Here is a 17,104-nt window from a genome sequence, read left to right as displayed (position 1 = left end):
GACGGGTAGCGAGGCAAACCGCTGAATCCACCCGGCAACCCAGCGAACGTCGCAAGGCCCCGCAAACAAACCGCCCCTCCGTTTTTGGAGGGGCGGTGTGGTTTTCTTGCACGACGGGACGCCTAACCCGGACGCGGACCGGTTCGCAAACCCGACCGACGACGCGCCGGCACGGGCCGTTGCCTGACTTAGTGCGCCAGGTTCTTGCCCTTGCCGCCGCGCTTTTTCTTCTCGATCAAGCCCACGTCGCCGGACGGCGTGGTCTCGTTGGGCATCGGCATTCGCACGAGCGCCGCCTCGAGCACCTGGTCTATCCAGCGAACCGGGCGAATGTCGAGTTTCTTCTTGATCTGGTCGGGAATTTCGGCGAGATCCTTGCGATTCTGCTCGGGAATCAACACCGTCTCGATGCCGCCACGCTGTGCCGCGAGGAGCTTTTCCTTGAGGCCACCGATGGGCAAGACCTCGCCGCGCAGAGTGATCTCGCCGGTCATGCCGACCGACGCCTTGACCGGGATGCCGGTCAGGGCCGAGACGATCGCGGTGCACATCGCACTGCCCGCCGACGGGCCATCCTTCGGTGTCGCGCCTTCCGGCACGTGCACGTGAATGTCGCTCTTCTGGTTGAAGTCCGGGTCGATGCCCAGCGTATCGGCACGGGCGCGCACGACCGTGAGCGCGGCCTGGATGGACTCCTGCATCACCTCGCCGAGCTTGCCCGTGTACTTGAGGTTGCCCTTGCCCGGCACCGTGGTCGCCTCGATGGTCAGCAGGTCGCCGCCCACCTCGGTCCAGGCCAGCCCCGTGACCTGACCCACCTGATCGGTCTCTTCGGCGCGACCAAAGTCGAAACGCTGCACACCCAGGTACTTGTCGAGGTTCTTCGGCGTGACCGAGACCCCCTTCTTGTCCTTGGCTGTGATCAGCTCGCGCACCACCTTGCGGCAGATCTTCGCCAGTTCGCGCTCGAGGTTCCGCACGCCCGCCTCGCGGGTGTAGTGGCGGATGATGTCGCGGATGGCGTTGTCGCTGACCTTGAGCTCGCCTTCCTTCAGGCCGTTGGCCTTGATCTGCTTGGGCAGCAGGTAGCGTTTGGCGATCTCGGTCTTCTCGTCCTCGGTGTAGCCGGCGATGCGGATGGTCTCCATCCGGTCGAGCAACGGTCCCGGAATGTTGTAGCTGTTCGCCGTGCAGACGAACATCACCTCGGACAGGTCGATGTCGACGTCCATGTAGTGATCGGCGAATGCCTTGTTCTGCTCGGGATCGAGCACCTCGAGCATGGCCGCGGCCGGGTCACCGCGGAAGTCGGAGGCCATCTTGTCGATCTCGTCGAGCAGGATCAGCGGGTTCTTGGTGCCGACCTTCGAGAGCGCCTGCACGATCCGGCCCGGCAGTGCGCCGACATAGGTGCGACGGTGACCGCGGATCTCGGCGTCGTCACGCACGCCGCCCAGGGCGATGCGACCGAACTTGCGGTTGGTGGCCTTGGCGATCGACTGGCCCAGCGACGTCTTCCCCACGCCAGGAGGGCCAACGAGACACAGGATCGGACCGGCCATCTTGCGCACGCGGGTCTGGACCGCGAGGTACTCGATGATCCGCTCCTTCACCTTTTCCAGGCCGAAGTGATCGGCCTCGAGCACGGCCTCGGCCGCCTCGAGATCGTGCTTGATGCGTGTGCGCTTTTTCCACGGCACCGCGACCATCCAATCGAGATAGCTGCGGACCACCGAGGCCTCAGCGGACATCGGCGACATCATCTTGAGCTTGTTGAGCTCGGATTTCGCCTTCTCGCGGGCCTCCTTGGTCATGCCGGCCTTCTCGATCTTGTTCTCGAGATCGTCGAGCTCGTTGCCACCGTCCTCCAGATCGCCCAGTTCCTTCTGGATCGCCTTCATCTGTTCATTGAGGTAGTACTCGCGCTGGCTCTTCTCCATCTGCTGCTTGACGCGGCCACGGATGCGGCGTTCGACCTGCAGCGTGTCGATTTCTGACTCGATCAACATCATCAGGCGCTCGATGCGCTGATGCAGGTCGATGGTCTCGAGGATCGCCTGCTTTTCTTCCAACCCTAAGGCCATGTGCGCGGCAATGGTATCGGCCAGGCGCGAAACGTCATCGATGCCCGACAGCGAGGTCAGCACCTCAGGCGGGGTTTTCTTGTTCAGCTTCACGTAGCTCTCGAACTGGTTGAGCAGCGCGCGGGCCTCGAGCTCGACCTCGCGCTCATCGGTCTCCGAGGTGGACTCAATCGAGTGAACCTCAGCGGTCAGATGCCCGTCGAGTTCATGCACGCGGTCGAGCTCCACCCGTTCGATGCCCTCGACCAACACCTTGATGGTGCCGTCGGGAAGCTTGTGCAACTGCAGGATCGAGGCGAGCGTGCCTACGCCGTGCAGGTCACCGACACCTGGATCGTCGTTCTCGGCGTCCTTCTGCGCGACCAGCAAGAGCTGCTTGCTGCCCTTGACCGCCTCGTCGAGGGCGGCGACCGATTTCGGCCGCCCAACGAACAGCGGGATCACCATATGCGGGTAGACGACGACATCGCGCAGTGGCAGCACGTCGACCTGACGCGGCGAGCCCGAGATGACGGCAGAGGATTGTTCGCTGTGACTCATATAGGGGTATACCTGTAGCGCCGTGATGGCGGTGTATTCGGATGATCGGTCGCGTCAAAACACGCGGTCGGAAGTCAATGGGACGTCCCCGGAACGTATGACCGGAGAATAGCTTTTCAAGCGCGCCCTGTCAGGAAACCGCCCCATCCTGAGCACAATCTCGCGCGCATACGAAAACACCCCGGACAAGCCGGGGTGCAGGACATGCGACAAGGACAACCATCGGATCAGCGATCCGAGGAGGCCTTGTCGTGCTCGGGGGCCGTCTCGTCGGCATCAGCGTCGGGCTTGGTGCCCGACCCTGTCTTGCCGTAGACGAGGTAAGGCTCGGACTCGGCGCGAACCACCGCGCCGTCAACCACGACCTTCTCGACGTTGGACAGTGACGGCACCTCGTACATCGTGTCGAGCAGGATGTGCTCCATAATCGTACGCAGGCCACGCGCGCCAGTGTGCCGCCGGATGGCCTTCTTCGCGATCTCGCGCAGTGCGTCCTCGCGGAATTCGAGCTCGACGTCCTCCATCTCGAACAGACGCTCGTACTGCTTGGTCAGCGCGTTCTTCGGCTCAGTCAGGATGCGGATCAGCGCGTCCTCGTCGAGCTCCGTGAGCGTAGCGATCACGGGCAGACGGCCGATAAACTCGGGGATCAGGCCGAAGCGGGTCAGGTCTTCCGATTCAATCTGCGTCATCAGCTCGTCGGTGGCCTTCTGGTCAAGCTCGGACTTCACTTCGGCCGAAAAGCCGATGCCGCCCTTCTCGACGCGCTGGCGAATGATCTTCTCCAGACCGGCAAAGGCCCCGCCCACGATGAACAGCATGTTGCTGGTGTCAATCTGGACGAACTCCTGCTGTGGGTGCTTGCGCCCACCCTGCGGCGGCACCGAGGCAGTGGTGCCCTCGATCATCTTCAGCAAGGCCTGCTGCACACCCTCGCCGGAAACGTCGCGGGTGATCGACGGGTTTTCCGACTTGCGGGTGATCTTGTCGATCTCATCGATGTAGATGATGCCGTGCTGGGCCTTCTCCACGTCGTAGTCGCAACGCTGCAGCAGTTTCTGCAGGATGTTCTCGACGTCTTCGCCGACGTAGCCCGCCTCGGTCAGCGTGGTCGCATCGGCGATGGTGAACGGCACATCCAGCACGCGGGCCAGGGTCTGGGCCAGCAGGGTCTTGCCCGAGCCGGTCGGGCCGATCAACAGGATGTTCGACTTCGACAACTCGACGTCGTCATCCTCGGACTCACGGCGACGTTCACCGAACAGGTTCAGGCGCTTGTAATGGTTGTATACCGCCACCGCCAACGCGCGTTTGGCGGTCATCTGGCCAATCACGTACTCGTCAAGTGCGGCGACCAACTCGTGCGGGGTCGGAAGGCGCTCCGGACCATTCTCGCCCTCGGCTTCCACTTCTTCGCGCAGAATGTCGTTGCAGAGCTCAACGCACTCGTCGCAAATGTAGATGTTCGGACCAGCGATCAGTTTCTTGACCTCGTCCTGGCTCTTGCCGCAGAACGAGCAGATCAGATCCTGCGTGTCTTTCGTCTTCTCAGCCATGGCTGTTCTCGTCGAACCTCGTGGGTCGATGCGGCCGAGCGTTACCCGGCTCGGCCGATCGACTGAATGGGGTCGCCGCCGGCAAGCGGTCGCAGACGGCCTTGATTAGTCTGGATCAATCCGCCTTGCCGGCCTTCCGACGGCTGGTAAGCACCTTGTCGACCAGATTGTAGTCGCAAGCCTGGTCAGCCGTCATGAAGTTGTCACGATCGGTATCGCGCTCGAGCTGCTCGAGGCTCTGACCGGTGTGGTGCGACAGGATGCCGTTCAGGCGCTCACGCAGCTTGATGATCTCCTCGGCGTGGATCTTGATGTCCGAGGCCTGACCCTGGAAGCCGCCCAGCGGCTGGTGGATCATGATGCGCGAGTTGGGCAGCGCGTAGCGCTTGCCTTCCGCCCCGCCGGCGAGCAGGAACGAACCCATGCTGGCCGCCTGGCCGATACACAGGGTCGAGACGTCCGGCTTGATGAACTGCATGGTGTCGTAGATCGCCATGCCGGCGGTCACCACGCCACCGGGCGAGTTGATGTAGAGGTGGATGTCCTTGTCCGGATTCTCCGACTCGAGGAACAGCAGCTGAGCGACGATCAGGTTGGCCATCTGGTCCTCGATCGGACCGACGACGAAGATCACCCGTTCCTTGAGCAGGCGCGAGTAGATGTCGTAGGCGCGCTCGCCCCGGGAGCTCTGCTCGACGACCATCGGCACCAGGGCATTCATTTCCGGTTGGCCGCCATGGTGGCTTTCAAACGCCTCTTTCATTCATCACCTCGGTATAAACGGTTCGGCCGCCTCGAGGGCGGCCAGATTCCAGTCAGCTTTCGAACGACTCGGCCGGAACTCAGCCTTGCGGGTTCATCAGTTCCTTGAAGGGAACCTTCTTCTCGCTGACCTTGGCCTTGCCAAGGATATGCTCGACCGCCTGTTCTTCAAGGACCACGGTACGAGCATTGCTCATCATCTGATGATCGCCCTTGTAGTGGGCCACCACCTGCTCCGGCTCGTCGTAGGCCGCGGCGATCTCGTTGATGAAGTCGTCAACGCGCTCGTCTTCCGGCTTGAGATCAGCTTCCTTGACCACTTCCATGATCACCAGACCCATGCGAACGCGCTTTTCAGCCTGCTCGCGGAAGAGCGTCGGGTCGAGCTTGGAGGCATCCGCCTGCGGCATCTGGTTGCGGACGAACTGGTCGCGCATCGACACCGACTCGTCGTCAATCAGCGTCGAAGGGACGTCGAACTCAAGCGACTCGGTCAGTGCCTCGATGGTGCGGTCCTTGTTGCGACGACGGATGGTCTGCTTGAGTTCACGCTCCATGTTGTCGCGCACGTCTTCGCGCAGCTTGTCTGCCGAGTCGGCACCGAACTTCTTGGCGAACTCGTCGTCGACCTCAGGCAGCACCTGCTCTTCGACCTGGGTGGCCTCGATCTCGAACTCGGCGGTCTTGCCGGCCAAGTGCTCGGCCTGGTATTCCTCGGGGAAGTTCACCTCGATGGTGACCGGCTCGCCCGGCTTGATCCCCTTCAGGCCCTTCTCGAAGTCCGGCAACATCTGCCCTTCGCCCAGAATCACCTCGACGCCTTCGGCCGAGCCGCCCTCGAAGGCCTCACCGTCGATCTTGCCGACAAAATTGATGGTGACCTTCTCGCCCTTGCGCGCCTTGTGACGGACCTTCTTCCAGTCCGCGTTCTGCTTGCGCAGGGTGTCGATCATCTCGTCGACGTCTTCCTCGGCCACTTCACTGGTCAGGGTCTCGACCTTGAGCTTGGACAGGTCACCCAGCTCGATCTCAGGGTAGACCTCGACCGCTGCGGTGAACTTCAGCGGCTCGCCCGCCTTGTTGTTCTCGATCGACTCGATGCTCGGCTGCCCGGCAACGCGCAGGTCGTTTTCCTCGACGGCCTTCTGGAAGCTCTGGCCCATGACGTCGCCAATGACGTCGTCGCGGACCCGGCCGGCGTACTGCATCCGGATGACCGACAGCGGCGCCTTGCCCGGACGGAAGCCGTCGATGCGGGCGCGGCCGCGCATGTCCTTGAGACGCTTCTCGACCTGCTCGTCGATCTCGTTGGCGGGGACCTCGATCGCCAGGCGACGGGTCAGGCCTTCGGCCGGCTGCAATTCAACCTGCATGGATGCGATACCTCAAAAAAAGAAAACAAATGTCTGGATGTCGATCGTCCCGCCACGGGTGGCAGGACGCCTATCGGGTCTGGTGCGAGAGGAGAGACTCGAACTCTCACGCCGTCAGGCGCTGGTACCTAAAACCAGTGCGTCTACCAATTCCGCCACTCTCGCTGGCTAGGAAACCATGGCAACAATGCCGAGTTTCCGACGATCAAAGCCGGGCAGTATACCGGAGCCGAACGCACGCCCAAAGCGCACCGCTCGGTTCCAGCACCCGCTGTCAGAACGGCAAGCCCGGCATGCGCCCTTTCATGGAGCGCATCATCTTCTTCATGCCGCCACCGGAAAGCTTCTTCATCATGTCGCGCATGTCGCGGTACTGCTTGAGCAGACGATTGACGTCCTGAACCTGCATGCCCGAACCGTTCGCGATCCGGCGCTTGCGCGAGCCCTTGATGATGTCGGGCCGCTGACGCTCGCCTGGCGTCATCGAGTCGATGATCGCGATCATGCGCTTGATGTCCTTGTCGTCGATGTGCTTCTGCGCATCGGCGCCGAGCTTACCCATGCCGGGAAGCTTGTCCATCAGCCCACCCATGCCGCCCATCTTGAGCATCTGGTTGAACTGGTCGCGCATGTCCTCGAGCGTGAAGCCCTTGCCCGAACGCACCTTGTCGGCAAGTGCCTTGGCCTTGTCGGCATCGACGGTTTCCTGCGCCTGCTCGACCAGCGAGACGACATCGCCCATGCCGAGGATGCGCGAGGCGATCCGATCCGGGTGAAATGGCTCGAGCGCATCGAGCTTCTCGCCCACGCCAAGGAACTTGATCGGCTTGCCGGTGACGTGACGCACCGATAGCGCCGCCCCGCCCCGCGCATCACCGTCGGCCTTTGTCAGGATCACGCCGGTCAACGGCAACTGCTCGTGGAAGGCTTGCGCGGTGTTGGCCGCGTCCTGGCCGGTCATCGAGTCGACAACGAACAGCGTCTCGATCGGATCGACCGCGCCGTGGATACGGGCGACCTCGCCCATCATCTCCTCGTCGACGTGCAGGCGACCGGCGGTGTCGACGATCAGCACGTCGTAGAACTTGAGCTCGGCCTCCTTGCGGGCGGCCTTCGCGATCTCGACCGGATCCTGGTCACTCGAGGACGGGAAGAAATCGACGCCGACCTGCTTGGCCACCGTCTCGAGCTGGTCGATCGCCGCCGGGCGATACACGTCCGCGGAGACGACCAGCACCTTTTTCTTCTGGTTGTTCTTGAGCCAGCGGCCGAGCTTGCCTGCCGTGGTGGTCTTGCCCGCGCCCTGCAGGCCGGCCATCAGGATCACCGCTGGCGGACGCGCAGCCAGGTCCAGCTCGGCGTTCTCCGAGCCCATCAGGCGAGTCAGCTCGTCGTTGACGATCTTGACGAACACCTGCCCCGGCTGGAGGCTCTTGGCCACCTCGGCGCCCACGGCGCGCTCGCGCACGTCCTTGATGAACTCGCGCACCACCGGGAGGGCGACGTCGGCCTCCAGCAGCGCCATGCGCACCTCGCGCAGGGCATCCTTGATGTTGTCCTCGGTCAGGCGGCCCTGGCCCTTCAGACCATCGAGCAGCCCACCGAGTCGCTTGGAAAGGTTGTCAAACATCGCTTGCCTCTCTCACTGCGGTGCACTCCGGCTCAATGCGGCGCACCGTGGAGCCGGCCGGCTCCCGCAACCCGATCAGGAACCCCGGCTGGCGCGCTTGCGCTCGTTCTCGGTCAGGTACTTCTTGCGGATCCGGATCGACTCGGGCGTGACCTCGACCAGTTCGTCATCGTCGATGAATTCCAGCGCCTGCTCAAGCGTGTAACGAATCGGCGGGGTCAGGGTGAGCGCCTCGTCGGTACCGGCGGCACGGACGTTGGTCAGCTTCTTACCCTTGAGGACGTTGACGGTCAGGTCGTTGTCGCGGGCGTGGATCCCCACGACCTGGCCTTCGTATACCTCGTCACTGTGACCGATCATCAGGCGACCGCGATCCTGCAGGTTGTACAGGGCATAGGCCAGTGCCTTACCGGTATCGGAGGCAATCAGCACGCCGTTGTTGCGCTGACCGACCATGCCCGACTGGTAGGGGCCGTAGTGATCAAAGACCGAGAACAGCAGGCCGCTGCCCTGCGTGGCGGTCAGGAACTCGGTACGGAACCCGATCAGGCCGCGCGACGGGATGATGAACTCCAGACGCACGCGGCCCTGGCCATCGGGTTCCATGTTGCGCATCTCGCCACGGCGTAGGCCGAGCTTTTCCATCACGCCACCCTGGTGCTGCTCCTCGATGTCGACGACCAGCTGCTCGTAGGGTTCCTGCTTCTCGCCGTCGACCTCGCGGACGATGACCTCGGGGCGCGAAACGCCCAGCTCGTAGCCCTCGCGGCGCATGTTCTCGATCAGCACCGACAGGTGCAGCTCGCCGCGACCGGAAACGCGGAACTTGTCCGGATCGTCGCCCTGCTCGACGCGCAGTGCCACGTTGTGCACCAGCTCACGCTCGAGACGTTCGCGGATCTGACGACTGGTGAGGAACTTGCCCTCACGGCCGGCAAACGGCGAGGTGTTGACCTGGAAGGTCATGGAGACGGTCGGCTCGTCGACGGTGAGCGCCGGCAGTGCCTCGACGTTTTCCGGATCGCAGAGCGTGTCGGAGATGTAGAGCGGGTCGACGCCGGAGAAGGCGATGATGTCGCCAGCCTGGGCTGTGTCGACCTCGACACGGTCGAGGCCGTGGAAGCCCATGATCTGCAGGATGCGGCCACTGCGGACCTCGCCCTCGCGCCCGACGATCTTGACCTGGGTGTTGGTCTTGACCCGGCCACGCTTGATCCGGCCGACGCCGATCACGCCGACGTAGGAGTTGTAGTCGAGGCTGGAGACCTGCATCTGGAACGGGCCGTCCGGATCGACGTCCGGGGCCGGCACGCGCTTGGTGATCGTTTCGAACAGCGGGGTCATGTCGCCCTCGCGGACGTCATCGTTCAGACCGGCATAGCCGTTGAGCGCCGAGGCGTAAACAATCGGGAAATCGAGTTGGTCGTCGCTGGCACCCAGACGATCGAACAGGTCGAAGACCTCGTTGATGACCCAGTCCGGACGTGCGCCCGGGCGATCGATCTTGTTGATCACCACGATGGGCTTGAGGTCGTGCTCGAAGGCCTTCTGGGTCACGAAGCGCGTCTGCGGCATCGGGCCGTCGACCGCGTCGACCAGCAGCAGCACGGAGTCGACCATCGACATGACCCGCTCGACCTCGCCGCCAAAGTCGGCGTGTCCCGGCGTGTCGACGATGTTGATGCGCCAGTCCTCACCCTCGGGAGACTGCCACTTGATCGCCGTGTTCTTGGCCAGGATCGTGATGCCCCGCTCCTTCTCGATCTGGTTGGAGTCCATGACCCGTTCACCGTGGTCGGTGCGGGCATCGAGGGTGCCGGATTGCTGCAGCAAACGGTCGACCAGGGTGGTCTTGCCGTGGTCAACGTGGGCGATAATGGCGATATTACGGAGATTGGCGATCACAAAAAACGGTCCAAGGGATTGAAATAAGGCGCGCAGTATAAACACAAAAGCCAAACCAACCGAGGCGGAAAACCAAAAGTCGGCAACAACCCCGCCAACATGGCCCGAACAAACGGGGCGTGGCCGTGAAGATCAGCAAAAACACGCTCTAGGTGATATACCTACGGGGTCCTGGTCGCCGAGTCCCCCAACTCGGGCATTCCGCGACACCATTTATAAGAACGAACGAGAACGCAGGGAGCCCTCCATGAGCACCACCCCCACTATCGGCAAACGCACGACGCTGCTGATGCCGGTCTTTCTGCCCGCGGTGATCGTCATCGCACTGCTGGTCATTGGCACCGTGATCAACCCCGATCGCGCCGGGGATGTCTTTGCCAAGGTCCTGGAATGGATCACCAACGATTTCGGTTGGTTCTACATGCTGGCCGTGGCGATCTTCCTGATCTTCTTCATCGCCGTGGCCATCTCGCCCTGGGGGCGGATCAAGCTCGGCCCGGACCACTCCGAGCCGGAATACAGCTTCCCGGCGTGGTTCGCCATGCTGTTTTCGGCCGGCTACGGCATTGCGCTGCTGTTCTTCGGCGTGGCCGAGCCGGTGCTCCACTTCGCCAGCCCACCCAACGGCTCGGCCGAGACCATCGATGCGGCCAAGCAGGCGTTGCAGATCTCGTTCTTCCACTGGGGCTTTCACATCTGGGCGATCTACGGCCTGGTCGGCCTGGTGCTGGCCTACTTTGCCTTCCGCCACGGACTGCCGCTATCGATGCGCTCGGCGCTCTACCCGCTGATCGGTGAGCGTATCCACGGACCGATCGGCCACACGGTGGACGTTTTTGCCATCCTCGGCACCATGTTCGGCATCGCCACCACGCTGGGCCTGTCCGTTGCACAGATCAACGCCGGCCTGAACTACCTGTGGCCGAACATTCCGGTGAACACCACCGTGCAGATCATCGCGATCGCCGTGATTACCGCCGCGGCTACCGTCTCGGTGGTCGCCGGCATGGACAAGGGGATCAAGCGCCTGTCGCAGTTGAACATGATCATGGCGATCGCCCTGGTGCTGTTCGTGTTCCTGATGGGACCGACCGTCTTCCTGCTCGAGGCCTTCGTCGAGAACACCGGTTTTTACCTCTCGAACATCGTCGAGCGCACTTTTAGCCTGCAGGCCTACGAGTCGAGCGACTGGATCGGCAACTGGACGCTGTTCATCTTCGGCTGGACCATCGCCTGGGCACCGTTCGTCGGGCTGTTCATCGCGAAGATCAGCCGTGGGCGGACCATCCGCCAGTTCGTGCTGGGCGTGATGTTCGTGCCGACGATTTTCACCTTCTTCTGGTTCACCGTGTTCGGCGATACCGCGCTCAACGCGATCATGCACGAGGGGGCCGATGCCCTGATCGGCCAGGTACAGACGGACAAGGCGATCGCCCTGTTCAAATTGTTCGAGATGCTGCCGCTCACACCGATCATCTCCTTCCTGACGATCGTGCTGATCATCACCTTCTTCGTGACCTCTTCGGACTCCGGCTCGCTGGTCATTGATTCGCTGGCCTCGGGTGGCGCGATCCAGACCCCGGCACTCCAGCGGGTCTTCTGGGCCGTGCTGGAGGGCGTGGTCGCCTCGGTGCTGCTGCTCGCCGGCGGCCTGGGCGCCCTGCAGACGGCCTCGATCACCGCCGCCCTGCCGTTCGCGATCATCATGCTGATCGCCGCGGTGGGCATGTGGCGCGCATTGCAGATCGAGGGGCATCGCGAGGTGAGCCTGCAGCACCACATGAATGCCGGTCGCCACGGCAGCCTCGGCGGGGTCGACAACTGGCGCAAGCGGGTGACCAACATGGTCAGCTTCCCGAAGCGCGAGCCGGTGGCCGCGTTCATCCAGAACGACGTGGTCGAGGCAATGGCCCAGGTGAGCGAGGAACTCAACGGGCAGGGTTGGCCGGTCGAGACCGATTTCGACGAGGAGCGCTGCCGTGCCCACCTGAGCGTCACCAAGACGGACACCATGGCATTCATCTATGAAGTGCGCCTGCGCGGCTACGCCAAGCCGGGCTTCGCCTTCCCGGAACAGGACCGCTCGCTCGACGGCGACAGCCACTACTACCGCGCCGAGGTCTACCTGCGCCGTGGTGGCCGTTCCTACAACATCTACGGCTACGACCGCGAGACGGTCATCAGCGACATCCTCGACCAGTTCGAGAAGTACATGCACTTCCTGCACACCTCCCCGGCCATCCTGCCGTGGAAGATGGAAGAGCATGACGACGACCTCCACACCCAGCGAATTCGTCAGCTGGGTAACGGCAAGGCCGGGCCGACCACCGATAGCTGATCGCCCCGCCGGGACGACGGTCGGACCGACCCACCAACCCGTCACGAGAGTGGCGGGTTTTTTTCGTGCCCACCGGTCGGCAAGACCTGCCGACGTCACCCGGCCACACCCTCCGCTCGGCGGCAGCCGAATGATAGAATTGGGACAAGATCCCCCCCCTGATCACGACGAGGCATTTCATGGCCCAACGGCTGGCTTTCACCAAGATGCACGGACTGGGCAACGACTTCATGGTGGTCGATGCCGTCAGTCGCCGCTTGCCGGTCGCCGAATGGCTGACCCCAACGCGCATTCAAGGCTGGGCCGATCGCCATTTCGGCATCGGCTTCGATCAGTTGCTGTTGATCGAGCCGCCGAGCGGCACGAAGGCCGATTTTCGCTACCGCATCTTCAACGCCGATGGCGGCGAGGTGGAACAGTGCGGCAATGGCGCGCGCTGCTTCGCACGCTTTGTGGCCGAACGTGGGCTGACCGATCGGCGCGAGATTCGCGTCGAAACCGCCGGCGGGCCGATCGTGTTGCATCTGACCGACGATGACCGCGTCCGGGTCGACATGGGCAGGCCTCGATTCGGCCCTGAGGCCATTCCATTCAAGCCGCCGATCACAGCAAGCGAATCGCCCTACACCCTGATGCTCAGCGGACAACCCGGCGGTCTCGACCGAGTCACGCTGGAGGCGGTCTCGATGGGCAACCCGCACGCGGTCCTCCAGGTAAAGGATCTCGAGAGCTTCCCGGTAGAGGCCGTGGGCACTGCACTCGAGGCACACCCGGCCTTCCCCCGACGGGTGAATGTCGGCTTTGTCCAGCAACATCGCCCCGATCACATCGCCCTGCGGGTGTTCGAGCGGGGGGCGGGCGAGACCCTGGCCTGTGGCACCGGTGCCTGCGCAGCCGTCGCCGCCGGCATTCGTGCCGGGCGGCTGCACTCGCCCTGCCGGGTCGACCTGCGCGGCGGAGCATTATCGATCGAGTGGTCCGGCCGCGAGGACGACTCGCTGTTCATGACCGGGCCGGCTACCTTCGTCTTCGACGGCGAGGTCGCGATCGACTCCACCGAATGACGACCGTCGCCACCGCATTGCCGAGCCCGGCACGCGGGGGTAAGGTAGACGCCTGAAAGGTCTGCGCGAATTCGACTCCGTTCTGCGGGGCCCCGCCTAAGTGGCATCGGATTCGCGCAGATCTGCCCAAGCGCCCGAAGAGGCGCCTGCAGCCAATAACCATCAAGGGATTACGCATGAGCGAGAACGTGGCCTTCGAACTTGCCGACACGGACGCCGAGGTCGACAACCAGCAGACACCGAGCGCCGAGACGGTGCTCGCCTACCTGCGCACCCACCCGGACCTGTTCCTCGAGCACCCGGAAATTCTCGATCACATCGAACTGCCCGGCCCGCCACAGCCGGTGGTCTCCCTGCACCACTGGCAACTGCGACGCTGGCGCGGCCAGGCACTTCATAATCGTCATGCCCTGGATCAGCTCCACCAGGTGGCCGCCGACAACGCCGAGGCCGATCGCCTGTTGCACCGCTTCTGCGAAGGGCTGCTGAACGCCACGGATCGTTCCCCGGCCACGCTGGAAAAACAGATCCAGGCCGACTTCGAAATCGACACGTGTCGCGTCGTGCCGCTGGCCGATCTCGACGGCGAGACCCGCAAGCTGCTGGCCGGCTGGCTGGACAACCCCACCCCGTTCTGCGGCCGCCCGCATGACACGGTGCGTGAGAGCCTGTTCGGTGACACGCTGCCGCAAACCGGCTCGGCCGCTCTGATCGCCATTCCCTCGAAGGCCTCCGGCCCCGCCCGCTACATCGTCGCCCTGGGGCGCCACCTGCCGGACGGCTTCAACCCCGCCCAGGGCACGCACTTTCTCGAGCAGATCGGCGAGCTCGCCGGCGCGTTTCTCGGGCAGGCCGCGAGCGACCACGACCGTCACTGACCGACGTGCCCGCCGCCCCGCTGACAACGGCCTTCGACCGGGCGACCGAGGCACTGGCCGCCGATCACCGACTCAACCCGCTCACCCGCAAGGCCTACCAGGCCTCGTGGTCGCGGCTGGCCGACCACCTCAACACCCTTGGTATCGAATCGAGTGCCACGGTCGACGATCGGTCACTGCGCCGTTTCCTCGCCGAGCTGGCCCGCTCCGGGCAATCACCCCGCTCAATCGCCCGCCATGTCAGCGCGATCAAGCGCCTGATGGGCTTCTGGCAACGCCTTGGCCTTGATTGCCCGGCCGACCCGCTGTTGCTCAAGGCGCCAAAGGCGCCCAAACGCCTCCCCGACGCCCCGGATATCGAGACGCTGGCCCGGCTGCTCGACGGCCCGCGCGCGCCTGCGAGCAGCTCCACGGACGAGGCGCCGAAGACCCCGGCGCAACGCCGTGCCGCGGAAATCCGCGCCTTGCGGGATCGCTGCCTGTTCGAATGGCTCTACGGCAGTGGCCTGCGACTGGCTGAACTGGTCTCCCTCGACCTGACCGACATCGACCTGGCCGCCGGGCAGGCACGGGTCACCGGCAAACGGGACAAGACACGCATCGTGCCGGTCGGTCGCCAGGCCCGTACCGCGATGCAGGAGTGGCTGACCGCGCGCCGCGAATGGGATCGGACCGGCACCGCGGCCGTGTTCATCAACGATCGTGGCCGGCGCCTGTCGGCCCGCTCCGTGCAGTTGCGTCTCAACCGCGCCTCTCGCCAGGCCGGGCTTGACGCCCCACTGCACCCTCACCAATTGCGTCATGCCTTTGCCACGCACGTGCTCGAATCCTCGGGCGACCTGCGCGCCGTCCAGGAGATGCTGGGGCACGAAAGCCTCTCGACCACGCAGATCTATACCCACCTCGATTTCCAGCACCTGATGGGCGTCTACGAACGCGCGCATCCTCGCGCCATGCGCCACGGCCGGGACAAAACCAGGAACGACACCCAGGGCGACGATGAGCCGGGTTGAAAAGCCCATCCATCGCCTACACTGTCTTCCCTTCAGATCGCCCTCTTCGGCCCAACCAATCAACCGGACCCGATCGTTTCCATGGCTCACCACGAAGAAACCCTTTACGGCACCACCATCCTCTGCCTGCGCAAAAACGGCCAGACCGTCATCGGCGGCGACGGCCAGGTCACGCTCGGCCACACCGTAGTCAAGGGTAACGCGCGCAAGGTGCGCACCCTGTACGACGGGAAGGTGCTCGCCGGGTTTGCCGGCGCGACCGCCGATGCCTTCACGCTGTTCGAGCGCTTCGAGGCCAAGCTGGAAAAGTACAGCGGCAACCTGCTGCGCTCGGCCGTGGAGCTGGCCAAGGACTGGCGCACCGACCGGATGATGCGCCGGCTCGAGGCAATGCTGGTGGTCGCCGATCGCAACGCGATGCTCACCATCAGCGGTAACGGCGACGTGATCGAGCCGGAGGACGCGCTGATCGCCATCGGCTCGGGGGGCGCCTATGCCCAGTCGGCCGCCACCGCGCTGATGCGTCATTCGGACCTCCCGGCCCGCGAGACGGTGGAAACCGCCCTGCACATTGCCGGCGACATCTGCATCTACACCAATCACAAGCTCACCATCGAAGAACTCGACTGATGAACCTGACACCCGCACAGATCGTCTCGGAACTCGACAAGCATATCGTCGGCCAACATGCCGCCAAGAAGGCGGTGGCCATCGCCCTGCGCAACCGCTGGCGTCGCCAACAGGTCGACGAGCCCCTAAAGAGCGAGATCACGCCCAAGAACATCCTGATGATCGGCCCGACCGGCGTGGGCAAGACCGAGATCGCCCGCCGGCTGGCCAAGCTGGCCAATGCGCCGTTCCTCAAGATCGAGGCGACCAAGTTCACCGAGGTGGGCTACGTCGGTCGCGACGTCGAATCGATGATCCGCGATCTTGCCGAATACGCCCTGAAGATGGTGCGCCAGGAGGCCATGGTCGAGGTGCGCGACCGGGCCAAGGTCGCCGCCGAGGACCGCGTGCTCGATGCCCTGCTGCCTGCCCCGCGCGACCCGTGGCAGAACGACGACAGCCATGGCCAGGAGGCCTACCGCAACACCCGCGAGAAGTTTCGCGACAAGATCCGCCGGGGCGAGATGGACGACCGCGAGGTGGAGATCGAGCTGCGCCAGGCCCCGGCCGGTATCGACGTGATGACCCCGCCGGGCATGGAGGAGATGGCCAGCCAGCTGCGCTCGGTGTTCCAGAACATGAGCCAGGACAAAACCCAGACGCGTCGCATGACCGTGGCCGAGGCGCTCGCCGCGCTGACCGACGAGGAGGCCGCGAACCTCGTCAACGAGGAAGAGATCCGCGCCGAGGCCGCCGACCGCGTCGAGCAGAACGGCATCGTCTTCATCGACGAGATCGACAAGGTCGCCAAGCGCGCCGAGCACGGCGGTGGCGAGGTCTCCCGCGAAGGCGTGCAGCGCGACATGCTGCCGCTGATCGAGGGCTCGACCGTCAACACCAAGGTGGGCATGGTGCGCACCGATCACATTCTGTTCATCGCCTCGGGGGCCTTCCACGTGGCGAGCCCCTCGGACCTGATCCCCGAGCTACAAGGCCGCCTGCCGATCCGGGTCGAGCTCGAGGCGCTCTCCAGCGATGACTTCGTGCGCATCCTCACCGAGCCGGATGCCGCGCTCACGCGCCAGCACACGGCCCTGCTGGCCGCAGACGGGTTAACCATCGAGTTCAGCGACGATGCCATCCGCCGCATTGCCGAGATCGCCTACGAGGTGAACCACCGAACCGAGAACATCGGGGCCCGCCGTTTGCACACGGTGATGGAACACCTGCTCGAAGAACTGAGCTTCGAGGCGAGCGGCGAGAACAAGACGCTCTCGCTCGATGCCGAGTTCGTCGAAGAACGCCTGGGCGAGCTGGCCCGCGACGAAGACCTCAGCCGCTACATCCTGTAA

Annotated in this window: 11 protein-coding genes, 1 tRNA gene and 1 pseudogene; 6 read left to right on the top strand and 7 right to left on the bottom strand. The window is 64.0% G+C overall.

The window, feature by feature from the left end; genetic code table 11:
* Positions 1 to 280: 280 nt before the first annotated feature.
* From lon to typA, 7 genes and pseudogenes are all read right to left on the bottom strand, one after another.
* Positions 281 to 2,624 (bottom strand): annotated as a pseudogene (gene lon / locus D5687_RS01295) (endopeptidase La); the annotation flags it as partial.
* 227 nt (positions 2,625 to 2,851) lie between these two features.
* Positions 2,852 to 4,180, bottom strand: coding sequence for an ATP-dependent Clp protease ATP-binding subunit ClpX (gene clpX / locus D5687_RS01290; protein ID WP_125197930.1), 1,329 nt, complete (start codon positions 4,178 to 4,180; stop codon positions 2,852 to 2,854).
* A gap of 115 nt (positions 4,181 to 4,295) precedes the next feature.
* Positions 4,296 to 4,943: an ATP-dependent Clp endopeptidase proteolytic subunit ClpP gene (clpP, locus tag D5687_RS01285; protein WP_125197929.1), complete on the bottom strand. Its 648-nt coding sequence runs from the start codon at positions 4,941 to 4,943 to the stop codon at positions 4,296 to 4,298.
* 79 nt (positions 4,944 to 5,022) lie between these two features.
* Positions 5,023 to 6,315 (bottom strand): trigger factor, encoded by a 1,293-nt coding sequence (tig, locus tag D5687_RS01280; RefSeq protein ID WP_125197928.1) that lies wholly within the window; start codon positions 6,313 to 6,315, stop codon positions 5,023 to 5,025.
* A gap of 80 nt (positions 6,316 to 6,395) precedes the next feature.
* A tRNA-Leu gene (locus D5687_RS01275) sits at positions 6,396 to 6,480 on the bottom strand.
* Between the two features lie 109 nt (positions 6,481 to 6,589).
* Positions 6,590 to 7,945 carry a signal recognition particle protein gene (ffh, locus tag D5687_RS01270; protein ID WP_125197927.1) on the bottom strand — a complete coding sequence of 452 codons (1,356 nt, stop codon included), beginning with the start codon at positions 7,943 to 7,945 and terminating at the stop codon, positions 6,590 to 6,592.
* 75 nt (positions 7,946 to 8,020) lie between these two features.
* Positions 8,021 to 9,850, bottom strand: a complete 1,830-nt coding sequence (typA, locus tag D5687_RS01265) for a translational GTPase TypA (protein ID WP_125197926.1) — start codon at positions 9,848 to 9,850, stop codon at positions 8,021 to 8,023.
* A 247-nt stretch (positions 9,851 to 10,097) separates the two neighbouring features.
* Here typA and D5687_RS01260 point away from each other — a divergent pair, with 247 nt between their 5' ends.
* The 6 genes from D5687_RS01260 to hslU all read left to right on the top strand — a co-directional run bounded on the left by D5687_RS01260 (position 10,098) and on the right by hslU (position 17,104).
* Complete coding sequence (locus D5687_RS01260; protein WP_125197925.1) at positions 10,098 to 12,188, top strand: BCCT family transporter; 2,091 nt, start codon at positions 10,098 to 10,100, stop codon at positions 12,186 to 12,188.
* Positions 12,189 to 12,367: 179 nt separating this feature from the next.
* Positions 12,368 to 13,252 (top strand): diaminopimelate epimerase, encoded by an 885-nt coding sequence (gene dapF / locus D5687_RS01255; RefSeq protein WP_125197924.1) that lies wholly within the window; start codon positions 12,368 to 12,370, stop codon positions 13,250 to 13,252.
* 176 nt (positions 13,253 to 13,428) lie between these two features.
* On the top strand, positions 13,429 to 14,130 hold the full coding sequence (locus D5687_RS01250; protein WP_125197923.1) for a DUF484 family protein: 702 nt from the start codon (positions 13,429 to 13,431) through the stop codon (positions 14,128 to 14,130).
* 5 nt (positions 14,131 to 14,135) lie between these two features.
* A complete protein-coding gene (locus D5687_RS01245; protein WP_240031380.1) occupies positions 14,136 to 15,143 on the top strand; it encodes a tyrosine recombinase XerC in 1,008 nt (335 codons plus the stop codon).
* An 81-nt stretch (positions 15,144 to 15,224) separates the two neighbouring features.
* Complete coding sequence (gene hslV, locus D5687_RS01240; RefSeq protein ID WP_125197922.1) at positions 15,225 to 15,773, top strand: ATP-dependent protease subunit HslV; 549 nt, start codon at positions 15,225 to 15,227, stop codon at positions 15,771 to 15,773.
* A complete protein-coding gene (gene hslU, locus D5687_RS01235) occupies positions 15,770 to 17,104 on the top strand; it encodes an ATP-dependent protease ATPase subunit HslU (protein WP_125197921.1) in 1,335 nt (444 codons plus the stop codon). The genes hslV and hslU overlap by 4 nt, the downstream gene beginning before the upstream one ends.

Source organism: Guyparkeria sp. SCN-R1, from assembly GCF_003932495.1.
In the GTDB taxonomy this organism is placed as follows: Bacteria; Pseudomonadota; Gammaproteobacteria; order Halothiobacillales; family Halothiobacillaceae; genus Guyparkeria.
The sequence above is the reverse complement of the archived record's forward strand: the minus strand, read 5'-3'. Positions and strand labels throughout refer to the sequence as shown.